The organism is Thermodesulfobacteriota bacterium, assembly GCA_040754335.1.
Lineage (GTDB): Bacteria > Desulfobacterota_D > UBA1144 > Nemesobacterales > UBA2774 > 2-12-FULL-53-21.
The window spans coordinates 243,592-255,066 of record JBFMCV010000002.1 but is presented as its reverse complement, the minus strand read 5'-3'; the positions used below and the strand labels follow the sequence as shown (position 1 = coordinate 255,066).

General features: G+C 57.1%; 10 protein-coding genes. 7 read left to right on the top strand and 3 right to left on the bottom strand.

What is annotated here, in order from left to right; translation table 11 throughout:
• Positions 1-69: 69 nt before the first annotated feature.
• The 7 genes from AB1598_04570 (at position 70) to AB1598_04540 (ending at position 8,698) form a co-directional block, all read left to right on the top strand.
• Positions 70-726 (top strand): TetR/AcrR family transcriptional regulator, encoded by a 657-nt coding sequence (locus tag AB1598_04570; GenBank protein ID MEW6144276.1) that lies wholly within the window; start codon positions 70-72, stop codon positions 724-726.
• A gap of 64 nt (positions 727-790) precedes the next feature.
• On the top strand, positions 791-1,891 hold the full coding sequence (locus AB1598_04565) for an efflux RND transporter periplasmic adaptor subunit (GenBank protein MEW6144275.1): 1,101 nt from the start codon (positions 791-793) through the stop codon (positions 1,889-1,891).
• An 83-nt stretch (positions 1,892-1,974) separates the two neighbouring features.
• Positions 1,975-5,160 carry an efflux RND transporter permease subunit gene (locus AB1598_04560; GenBank protein MEW6144274.1) on the top strand — a complete coding sequence of 1,062 codons (3,186 nt, stop codon included), beginning with the start codon at positions 1,975-1,977 and terminating at the stop codon, positions 5,158-5,160.
• Positions 5,161-5,245: 85 nt separating this feature from the next.
• Positions 5,246-6,124 (top strand): MBOAT family protein, encoded by an 879-nt coding sequence (locus AB1598_04555; GenBank protein MEW6144273.1) that lies wholly within the window; start codon positions 5,246-5,248, stop codon positions 6,122-6,124.
• Between the two features lie 59 nt (positions 6,125-6,183).
• Positions 6,184-6,792 carry a type II CAAX endopeptidase family protein gene (locus AB1598_04550; GenBank protein MEW6144272.1) on the top strand — a complete coding sequence of 203 codons (609 nt, stop codon included), beginning with the start codon at positions 6,184-6,186 and terminating at the stop codon, positions 6,790-6,792.
• A 57-nt stretch (positions 6,793-6,849) separates the two neighbouring features.
• Positions 6,850-7,851, top strand: coding sequence for a 3'(2'),5'-bisphosphate nucleotidase (locus AB1598_04545; GenBank protein ID MEW6144271.1), 1,002 nt, complete (start codon positions 6,850-6,852; stop codon positions 7,849-7,851).
• Between the two features lie 67 nt (positions 7,852-7,918).
• Positions 7,919-8,698 carry a cyclase family protein gene (locus AB1598_04540; protein MEW6144270.1) on the top strand — a complete coding sequence of 260 codons (780 nt, stop codon included), beginning with the start codon at positions 7,919-7,921 and terminating at the stop codon, positions 8,696-8,698.
• Here the strand turns inward: AB1598_04540 and AB1598_04535 are convergent.
• The 3 genes from AB1598_04535 to AB1598_04525 all read right to left on the bottom strand — a co-directional run bounded on the left by AB1598_04535 (position 8,673) and on the right by AB1598_04525 (position 11,465).
• On the bottom strand, positions 8,673-9,236 hold the full coding sequence (locus AB1598_04535; protein MEW6144269.1) for a CAP domain-containing protein: 564 nt from the start codon (positions 9,234-9,236) through the stop codon (positions 8,673-8,675). The genes AB1598_04540 and AB1598_04535 overlap by 26 nt on opposite strands.
• Positions 9,237-9,299: 63 nt before the next feature.
• On the bottom strand, positions 9,300-9,935 hold the full coding sequence (gene msrA / locus AB1598_04530) for a peptide-methionine (S)-S-oxide reductase MsrA (protein ID MEW6144268.1): 636 nt from the start codon (positions 9,933-9,935) through the stop codon (positions 9,300-9,302).
• A gap of 156 nt (positions 9,936-10,091) precedes the next feature.
• A complete protein-coding gene (locus AB1598_04525; protein MEW6144267.1) occupies positions 10,092-11,465 on the bottom strand; it encodes a sigma-54 dependent transcriptional regulator in 1,374 nt (457 codons plus the stop codon).
• Positions 11,466-11,475: the final 10 nt, after the last annotated feature.

Genomic DNA, 11,475 nt, shown 5'->3' with positions numbered 1-11,475 from the left:
TGACACTGCATGCCATCGCTGGTAATTTGTAAGTAATCACTTACTTACAGCCTACAGGGATAAAATTAAATGTCAACAGATAAAGCGCTTGAGAAAACAGAAATAGCCGCGAAGGAAGCGGCGAAAGAGAAGGTCAACACGCACGACAGGATAATCGAGGCCGCGATCAGGCTCTTCTCCGAAAAGGGGTTCAACGGCACGACGACGAAAGAGATAGCGGAGGCGGCCGACGTGAACGAGGCGCTCATCTTCAGGCACTTCTCGACGAAGAGGGACCTCTACGGGGCCATCATCGAGCGGAAGATAAGCGAGGAGCCGGGAATAGAGCTCCCGCTCGAGACCCACAAGGACTCGAAGGACGACCGTCTCGTATTCACCGCGATAGCCGCGCGCATGTTCGAGAAATGCGGGAGGGACCCTTCGTTCATGAGACTCCTTCATTTCAGCGCCCTCGAAGGGCACGACCTCTCGGATATGTTCTTCGATACGTACGTCGAATATATAAACATGCTGATATCCGATTACATAGACACCAGGATAAAGGACGGCGCGTTCAAGAAGCTGAACCCGCTCTACTCCTCCAAAGCCTTCATCGGCATGGTCGTGAACCAGATAATCGTGCAGGAGCTCTTCGGGGAGAAGAAGAAGAATAAAACGGACTATAAAGAGCTTACAGATACGTTCGTCGAAATTTTCCTCGAAGGCATTAAATCGGAAAAATCGTAACACCCCTTAAAGATCATTCGGACCGAAAGCGCGGCTGAACGAATCAGAACCGCAAGAGAGTGAAATGAGACCGATCAAAGCCGGAACATTTATCGCGGTAATATGCGCTTCGGTTTTCATATTTTCGGCGCACGAGACCCCGGCCCAGGCCCCTCCGCCCGCGCCCGTCGAGGTCGACGAGGTCGAGGTGGAGACCCTCCAGAAGCCCGTGAGCCTCGTAGGATGGGTCGAGCCCGACAAGAGGAGCGTCGTAGCGAGCGAGGTGGAGGGCATAGTCGAGAGCTTCCCTGCGAAGGAGGGCATGTACGTACGGAAAGGCGACGTGCTGGCGGAGTTCAACACGCGCACGATAGAGATCGCGCTCGATCAGGCGAGGGCCGGAAAGAGGGAAGCGGAGGCCCGGTACGATATGGCCCGGAAGAACCTCGCCAGGTTCGAGGAGCTCGAGAAAAAAGGTGTCGCCTCAGTCCAGCAGTATCAGGACGCGCTCACGGAGAAAGAGGCGTGGGGCGCCCGCATCGGACAGCTCCAGGCGCAGATAGACTCGAACGAATACAGCCTCGCGAAGTCGAGGATCACCGCTCCCTTCGGCGGATACGTCATCGAGGAGCACACCGAGGTCGGGCAGTGGGTGGAAAAGGGAGGGCCCGTCGTCGAAATGATAGATACGGGGACGATAGACATAAACATCGACATGCCAGAGCGCTACGTGAGCAAGGTTAAGGAGGGAGAGAGCGTATCGGTCGATTTCGACGCGCTCCCCGGAATGAAAATAGGGGGAGTGATAACGTCGGTCGTCCCGCAGGCGGACAGCCAGACGAGGACGTTCCCGGTTAAAGTCACGGTCGACAACAAGGAAGGGCTTATCAAGAGCGGGATGGTCTCGCGCGTATCGTTCCCGATAGGCGACCCTTCGACAGTAAAGCTCGTGCCCAAGGACGCCATAGTGTCCCAGAACAACGCCCAGTTCGTGTACGTGGTGAACGAGGGAGCCGCGCAGCCCCTGCCCGTAAGCACTGGGATGGCTTATGAGGACCGCATAGAGGTCATTGGGCCTGTCGAGAAAGGCATGAGGATAGTCGTCAAGGGGAACGAAAGGCTCATGCCCAACCAGCCCGTGCAGATAATAAACGGGAAAGAGAAACAAGACGGAAAAATTAACTGACCGTTCACCGCGGTAAGCGCCGCATCAAGCCGTCCCGGAAACACGGGAAGGCTTTTTAATCAATCCTCAGGGACTTAACCGTAATGAAGCTCGTAGAGACATCGATAAACAAGCCCGTAAGCGTTGCCGTGGGCGTCATCTTCGTGATACTGTTCGGGATCATCTCGCTTTACAGGATTCCGGTGCAGCTCACGCCCGACGTGGAGAAGCCCCGCATTACCGTGAGCACTTTCTGGGAGGGGGCGAGCCCTTACGAGATCGAGAGCGAGGTTATAAGGGAGCAGGAAGACGAGCTCAAGGCCGTGGACGGGCTCGTCGAGATGACGAGCGAGAGCCAGGACTCGCAGGGCACAATAGTGCTCGAATTCGAGATCGGCACCGACATCGAATCCGCCGTCGTTGACGTCTCGAACAAGCTCAACCAGGTCCCGGATTATCCCGACGAAGTGGAGCAGCCCGTCATCAGCACGACCGACGTGACCTCGACCGCGCTCGCGTGGTTCATGCTCAAGCCCGTCAAGGGGAACGACGCCGACATTTACGCGTATTACGATTTCGCGGACGACTACATCAAGCCCGCTTTCGAAAGGGTCACCGGCGTCGGCTCTTCGAACGTGTTCGGCGGATACGAGCGCGAGATGCAGGTGATAGTCGACCCGAACGCGCTCGCCGTAAGGGGGATAACGCTCCTCGACATGGCGCAGGCGTTAAGAAGAGAGAACGACAACTACAGCGCGGGCGACTTCGACGAGGGCAAGAGGAGATATATCGTCAGGACGGTCGGCGAATACAAGTCTCCCGAGGATATAGGGAACGTAATAATAACCAGGAAGAACGGCGCACCCGTTTACGTAAAGGACGTAGCGGAGGTGAAGCTCGGTTTCAAGGACGCTCAGTTCGCAGTGCGCCAGAACGGAGAGCCCGGGATAGCGATAAACGCCGTAAAGGAAGCCGGAGCGAATTCCATAGAGGTGATGGAAGGGCTCAGGGAGGCCGTAAAGGAGCTCAACGAAGGCGAGCTCGCAAAGATGGGCCTCGAGCTCCGGAACGTCTACGAAGAAACGGGCTACATCATTGACGCGATAGGCCTGGTAAAGGAAAACATAATCGTCGGCGGGCTTCTGGCGATCCTCGTGCTCTTTCTCTCGCTAAGGAGCGTGAGCAGCACGCTGATCATAGCAGTGGCCACGCCGCTGAGCGTCGTAGGCACGTTCGTGGTCATGATGTTCATGGGGAGGACGATAAACGTCATCAGCCTGGCGGGCATGGCTTTCGCCGTGGGCCTCATAATAGACAACTCGATCGTAGTGCTCGAGAACATCTACAGGCACATGGAGATGGGCAAGTCGCGCATCCGCGCGTCATTCGACGGGACGGTCGAGGTCTGGGGCGCTCTCGTCGCGAACACGCTCACCACGACCTCCGTATTCATCCCGATAATATTCGTCGAAGACCAGGCGGGCCAGCTGTTCAAGGACATAGCCATAGCGATCACGGTCACGTCGTTCCTGAGCCTCGTGATCTCGATAACGCTGATACCGGCTCTCACCGCGAGGACTCTCAGCCTGGCGAAGGAGAAGGAAGGCCGGAATTTCTCTAACCTCTGGGGATACGCGGAGAAGACGACGGGATTCGCCGACTGGACGGCCGGTCTCGTAAAACGGATCATTACACACAGGAAGACGAGGCTCGCGGTGATACTGGGATTCACGATCGGGTCCATTTTCCTCAGCTGGATAATGACGCCGAATGCGGAATACCTGCCCGAGGGGAACCAGAACCTCGTATTCGGCATACTCATCCCTCCCCCCGGATACAACATCGCGGAATTCACGGACATAGGGAAGCAGATAGAGAGCGACCTCCGTCCGTACTGGGACGCAAAACCCGGCTCGCCCGAAGCGGAGAAGCTGGCGGGCCCGCCGATCGAGAATTTCTTCTACGTCGCTGCCGGGCGGCAGGTCTTTATGGGAGCGGCCGTCAAGGAATCGGAAAAGGAAAAGATAAAGGAGATAATACCCGTACTCCAGGCCTCGCTTAACAAGATACCGGGCATGATAGCGATAGTCGCGCAGGCGAGCATCTTCGAGAGGGGCATAGGCGAGGGGCGCTCGGTAAATATCCAGCTCACGGGGCCCGACATGGAGAAGCTGGTCGGCCTGGGAATGAACGTATTCCTCGCCTCCATGCAGAAGCTCCCCGAGGCCCAGGTGCGCCCGATACCGAGCCTCGACCTCGGGAACCCGGAGCTCCAGCTCACGCTCGACAGGGAGCGCGCCTCGGACGCCGGCATCTCGAACGAGGAGCTCGGTTTCATGCTGAACGCGCTCGTCGACGGGGCCGTCGTAAGCGAGTACCAGATGAACGGCGACGAGATAGACCTTGCGCTCAGGGGGAAGGACGAGTACGCGAGCAGGACGCAGGCTGTCGAAGACCTGATGGTGAATACGGGGGACGGCAAGATGGTCACTCTCGGATCGATAGCGGACGTCAGGCTCACGACCGGGCCCGAGCAGATCAACCATTACGAGCGTCAGAGGTCGATCGCCATTTCGGTAATCCCCCCCGCCTCGATGCCGCTCGAGACGGCGATAGAGGTAATAAACACGGAGATACTAAACCCGCTAAGAGAAAGCGGGCAATTGAGCGGCTCGTATAACGCGATACTCACGGGCACGGCGGACGACCTCACGCTCGCGAGAAAAACGTTCCAGTGGAATTTCCTTCTCGCGGCAGTCATCTGCTTTCTTCTCCTGTCGTCCCTATACGAAAGCTTCGTCTATCCCTTCGTAATCATGTTCAGCGTGCCTCTCGCATCGTTCGGCGGGTTCCTTGGTCTCTTCATATTGAACCTTTTCGTCTACGAGCCTCTCAACATACTCACGATGCTCGGGTTCATCATACTAATAGGCTCGGTCGTCAATAACGCCATACTCGTGGTCCATCAGGCGCTCAACAACATGCGGGAAGAGGGAATGAACCCTACAGAAGCGATCGTCGATTCGGTGAAGACCCGCATCAGGCCTATTTTCATAAGCACCCTCACGAGTGTCGTCGGCATGTTCCCGCTCGTCGTCTCCCCCGGCTCGGGGTCGGAGTTTTATAGAGGCCTCGGGAGCGTCGTCGTGGGCGGCCTCAGCGTTTCGACGGTCTTCACGCTCATACTCGTCCCCGCCGTGTTCAGCCTCGTGCTTGAGTGGCGGGAGAGCTTCTTGCACTTCCTCTCCAGAGTAAGGAGCGGCATCTCCGGAACTCTCCAGCCGAAGTAGCTCACACTTGCAGGAAATGCATCCCGCATCCGCTGCGAAAAAATAACCAATCCGAATCCGGGGAATATCCGTATTAATCAGGCAAATGAAGAAATCCCCCACGGACTGGATACCGCTCTTTCTGATCCCTGCGCTCGCGATACCGGCGTCGCGCCACACGCTGCCGGCGTGGGGGACTCTCTTCGCGGTCGCCTTTTCGATCTTCTACGGGTTCAAATGGCTCACGTACAGGAGGGCCGTGCGCATGGGCGCGAGGCCGGGGTTGAAGTGCGCTATTGGGTATCTCTTCTGCTGGGTAGGAATGGACGCCGTCGCGTTTTTCGACAGGAGGATCAAAGTCCCCAGGCCCGCAGGAACGGAATGGCTTCTCGCTTTCCTAAAGACCGCGCTGGGCCTCGTTCTTTTCTTTCTAGTAGCGCGTATGTTTTATCCGCGGCATACCTTGACGGCAGGATATATCGGGCTCACAGGCTTTCTCCTCTTCTCCTTCTTCGGCACATTCCACATGCTCTCACTCTACTGGAGGAGCCGCGGCGTTCACGCCGTCCCGATGATGAACTCTCCGCTCCTCGCATCGTCGCTCCCGGAATTCTGGAGCAGCAGGTGGAACCTCGCCTTCCGCGACCTGGCCCGCATATTCGTCTTCAGGCCTGTCTTGAGAAAGTGTGGCATTGTATACGCCGTCGTGGCCGCTTTCGTATTCTCCGGTATCCTCCACGAGCTCCTCATATCGCTCCCGGCGGACGCCTGGTACGGCCTGCCTACGCTCTTCTTTCTCATCCAGGCGGGCGGGATTTTCATGGAGAAATCCGGACCCGGCATTAGATACGGAATCAACCGCGGACTGAGGGGACGGCTCTTCGCCGCCCTTTTCATTCTAGCCCCGGTCGTGCTCCTCTTTCACCCTCCGTCGATAGAAAGCTGCATGATCCCGTTCATGAAGGCCGCGGGCGCTCTCCCGTAACGGTTGGACTTGCCGCTCCCACGCCGTTAAACTGAACCGGGTTACGGGGCGGGAGAGCGATGCTGTTCTCGATAAAAAAAAGTACGGTGCTTTCTATCGCGGCGACGCTCGTATTCGCGTCTCTCTCCCTCCTCCTCAAATATCTCATCGGAATAGATTGGAATCTATATACAAGTGAAGCAACACTCTGGCAATTCATTCTCGCACTAGGTTTTATACTGGCGTCAGACCTCGCGGTCTGCCTCTTGCTCGTGACAGTATTCCACACCTCATTCGTCAGGCTCTGGATGGAGATGGCCGGATATTTCAGCGTGCAGCGCCTCCACACGATATTAGCCGGAGGCCTCCTCGCCGCGGGCGAGGAGATGTTCTTCCGGGGCATACTCCTTCAGTACATGGTAGAGACTCTCGATTTCGGGAATTTCTCCGCTGTAACATTATCCGCAGCAGTGTTCGCAATATTCCACGTAATACGGAAAAAGCGCCTCGCCCTCTTCTCGCTCTGGGCGTTTTTGGAAGGCGTGATATTGGGAGCGATATACCTCTACACCGGATCGCTTCCGGTCGTGATGGCAGCGCACGCAGCGCACGACATAGCGGGGTTCGCTCTCTTTTCACTGCAGAGGAGGAGGGGGTTCCTCGTCCTGATAAAGCACCCGGGGTTTTGAACAACGAGATACATGGTAGAATTTTCCGCTCGTAAACTAAAACAACAGGAGCAACAGATGAATTATGAATCCGAGCTGAAAGCCGCGGTCGAGGCCGTGAGAAAGGCCTGCGGGCTCTGCATGAGCGTGCAGTCCTCGCTCGTGTCGGAAGAGACGGTGAAAAAGAAGGACGACTCTCCCGTCACCGTCGCCGACTTCGGGGCGCAGGCCGTGATATGCCACGAACTCATGAAATCGTTCCCCGATATACCGATCGTCGCCGAAGAGGACTCGTCCGAATTGAGATCGGAAGGAGGGGAAGCCCTCACCGCCCGCATACTCGAGTACGCGGGGGAGGTATTCCCCGGAATGGACGAAGCGGGCCTCGTCGCGGCGATAGACGCGGGGGACTACGTAGGAGGGGAGAGCGGAGTTTTCTGGACGCTCGACCCCATAGACGGGACTAAGGGGTTCTTGAGAGGGGAGCAGTACGCCATAGCTCTCGCGCTGATTGAAAACGGCCGCGTGGTCCTGGGCGTGCTCGGCTGCCCTGCCCTGCCGCTCGACCTCAGGCATCCTGACGCAGGCAAGGGCTGCATACTTACGGCGGTGAGGGGACAGGGCTCTTCTATGCGCCCTATCGAGCACAACACTCCCCAGCGGATTGCGGTATCCGATATCACGGACACGAAGCACGCGCCCTTCTGTGAGTCGGTCGAATCCGCGCATTCCTCTCACGGGGACTCCGCGCGTATAGCTGAGCTCCTTGGCGTCAAGGCGCCTCCTATAAGGATCGACAGCCAGTGCAAATACGCCGTGCTCGCGAGGGGCGACGCTTCCATTTACCTGAGACTCCCGACTCGCAAAGACTATGTCGAGAAGATATGGGACCACGCCGCGGGCTCGATAATAGTCGAGGAAGCGGGTGGGATAGTGACTGACATAGACGGCAAGGAGCTCGACTTCTCGCTCGGGCGCACGCTCTCGGGCAATAAAGGCATAGTAGGGACGAACGGGCTGATACACGACGCCGTCCTCTCCGCCGTCTCCGAGGTTCTGGGAGCAGGCGCAAAAGACTGACCCATCAGACTCTCTTCCAGACTCTCTTCGTCTTTTCATCCAGGCTGAATTTAAATATAATAGCCGTATGAGCAGAGGAACACGGATCATTGACCTCGGCATAACGATTGAGCCCGCGCCCGGCCCCGAGCACCAGAGGCTCGAGATAAGGTACGAAAAGCACGAGGACACGGCCGAGTACATGATGATGCGCTTTGAGTGCGGCCGCTCCGACCTGCCCGGCGGCCTCGGGTGGGCGAACGAGTACGTGACGCTCGGCACCCACGTCGGCACTCACATGGACGCCCCGTGGCACTATCATCCAATATCGGAAGGAAAGAAGGCGAAGACAATAGACGAGCTGCCCGTCGAGTGGTTCTACGGCGACGGCGTCGTCATAGACATGACGCACAAGAAGCCGGGGGAGCTCATCACCACGGACGATCTCAAAATTTCGCTCCGCGTAACTGGATATGAGCTGAAGCCGTTCGACATAGTCCTCGTGATGACCGGTGCGGACAGGCTATGGGGGAGGAAGGAATACTGGTCGCAGTTCCCGGGGCTCGGGAAGGAGTCCACGTTATGGCTCGCCTCTCAGGGCGTGAAGGTTATGGGGACGGATTCCGCGGGGTGGGACAGGCCCTTCTGGGCGATGGTGGAGGAGTTTAAGAGGACGGGGGATCCGGGCGTCATCTGGGGTGCGCACTTTGCCGGGATCGAGAGGGAATACTGCCAGATGGAGAAGCTCACGAACCTCGACCTACTGCCGCCTTACGGGTTCAAGGTCGTATGCCCTCCTATAAAGATAATTAACGCGAGCGCCGGATGGGTAAGGCCCGTGGCTATTGTCGAATCTGGGCCTGCCTGACACCGCCGTCTTTGGGGGAAGCGAAAACGACCGTCCAGTAGGTCTTGTTCTTCGTGTCCTTGTTGTGAAAACAGGCGCCGCCTATCTCGGTGAAGCTCGCCATCATTATGTTCTCGCAGTGCTCGGGGCTCACGAGCCACGCCGCCACCACCTCTTCCGAGCTCTCCCTGCCCGCGGATATATTCTCGCCGACGCTCATCCATTCGTAATCAAGCTCCTCGACCCTCTCGTCCACCTGACTACCGTCCGAGCCCTTGTGGCTTACGAAATCCCCGGTCGCCATATCGACCGAATGGTCGAGAGCGACTCTCGCGAGCGTGGGGTTCCACGTGACCTGCCCGGCGGGCGTGTATATCTTGTAGCCGCAGTTACGGCTCTGCGCCCTCGCCCTGTTTATGAGCGCGACCATTTTTTCTTTTATGACGTCGAAATCCTCGCACCGGTAGGAGTCGTTCGCGAGGACGTAAGCGATTTCGTTATTCTTTCCGCAGCCGCAGAGAATCATAACGACTGCCGTGAGCGTCAGCAGTCTGGTCACGATCTATATTATACTCGGCATGAGAGAAAATCCATACAGTTTTGTCGTCAGGCGTCTGCGTGTTCAGTGGCTGAGCGCGGCCTCGCCCCAGTATTCCTCGATGAACTGGTCCCTGCCCGAGCCCGACCTGTAGGATTTATACCTGACCGGGTCCTTCTTGTAGAACATCTGGTGGTAATCCTCGGCGGGGTAGAACTCCGCAGCCACGACGATCTCGACCACGATCGGCTTATCGAACCTTCCGGACTTTGCGAGCTTGTCTCTTGACGCCTCGGCCGCCTTCTTCTGTTCTTCCCCGTGATAAAAGATAGCCGGCCTGTACTGCTTCCCCCTGTCGACGAACTGGCCGCCCGAGTCTGTCGGGTCAATGTTCATCCAGAACACTTCCAGGAGCTCCTCGTAAGTGACCTTCTTGGGGTCGTATATTATTTCGATAGACTCCGCGTGCCCGGTCTTGCCGTAAGAGACCTGCTTGTAAGTCGGGTCTTTCTCTTTGCCGCCGGTATAGCCAACGGTCGTTTTCACCACACCTTCCAGCTTATCGAACGGGGGCTGAATGCACCAGAAGCACCCTCCCGCGAATGTGGCGATCTCAAGACCGGCGCCCTTGGCATCGGCGGCGTTGTTATCTTCGGCGCGGAGCGCTCCGGGCAATGACAAAAGAAGCAGCGTAACGAGCATGAACGAAAATTTTTTCATCGGTTTCTCCTATCGGGACGGTCTGACATTCGGACACAAGAACCCCGTTGTTAGCTTATTACATATATACGCTTTCGGGAGCGAAAGGGTTTCAAGGTTTATTTACTTTATTGTTGAGCCCCCGAATGACCGGGAGGTCTGAAAACGAACCCCGCGTCAGCTCAGTAGCCCCCACTTCTTCATGCGGTACCGGAGCACTTCGCGGGTGATGCCGAGCATCTCTGCGGTCCTCGTCTGGTTCCAGTTGTTGAGGTCAAGCGCCTTGGTTATGACCTTCTTTTCTATCTTGTAGAGGGACGCCTCCTCTATCGGGACGTCAATGACCATCTTCTCGTCGGAATTCTGAACCTTGAGGCTCTCCCCCTCCTCGAGCATTATGTACTTGGGGTTGAGCGTGCCGTCTTCGCTCAGGAGCACCGCCCTCTCTATTGTGCTGCGGAGCTCCCTAACGTTCCCGGGCCAGTTGTAATTCATGAACGTCTTCCTGACCTCTTCAGGGATGACCGTGATGTTCTTGCTGAGGTCCGAATTGAAATATGCGACGAAATGGTCCGTCAGCACCGGGATATCTTCCTTCCTGTCGCGTAGCGCCGGCATCTCGAAGCTTATCACCTTGAGCCTGTGATAGAGGTCCTCCCTGAACTCGCTGTGCTTGACCAGAGATTTCAAGTCGTGGTTCGTTGCGGCGATGACGGAGAGGTCGACCGATATGTCCCTGTTGCCGCCTAACCTCCTGAAGGATCGCTCCTCTACGGCCTTGACGAGCTTAGCCTGGAGTGCCAAGCTCATGTCCCCGATCTCGTCGAGAAACACCGTCCCCCCGTCAGCCTGCTCGAGTATGCCCTTCTTCATCTTCTTAGCGTCCGTGAACGCGCCTGCTTCGTGGCCGAAGAGCTCGCTTTCGAGCAGCGTCTCAGGTATCGCGGCGCAGTTTATCTCTATGAAGGGGCCCTGCTTCCTTACGCCGTTGTAGTGGAGTATCTTCGCCGCAAGCCCCTTGCCCGTACCGCTCTCTCCCGTTATGAGTATGGTCTTGGGGTCGGTCTCCGTGAGCTTCTTAAGCAGCCTCCCCAGGTCTTTAATTATCTCGCTCGTACCTATGAGCGACCCGAAGCCGTATTTCTCCTGCGCCCTCATGGCCGCCGCGCTCAGGCTGTCCTTGAGCTCGCTCGTCTTGAGCGCGTTTCGGACCATCACTTTCAACTTGTCGAGGGGGAACGGCTTCTCTATGAAGTCGTATGCGCCTACCCTGATGGCGGTGACGGCGACTTCAACGTTGCCGTGGGCCGTCATCATTATCGTCGTCGGGGGGCGCTCCCACCTCGAGAACGCCTTCAGCACCTCGAGGCCGTCCGTGTCGGGGAGCTTGAGGTCGAGGAGCACGAGGTCGGGGCCTTCCCTCTTCGCGAGGTCTATCCCCTCCCCCCCTTCGTAGGACGTTATGACGGAATATCCTTCCTGCGTGAGCGCCTTATGAAGCTGCTTGCACAGGAGCCTTTCGTCTTCGATTATCAGAATGAGTGAGCTCATATTTTATTTA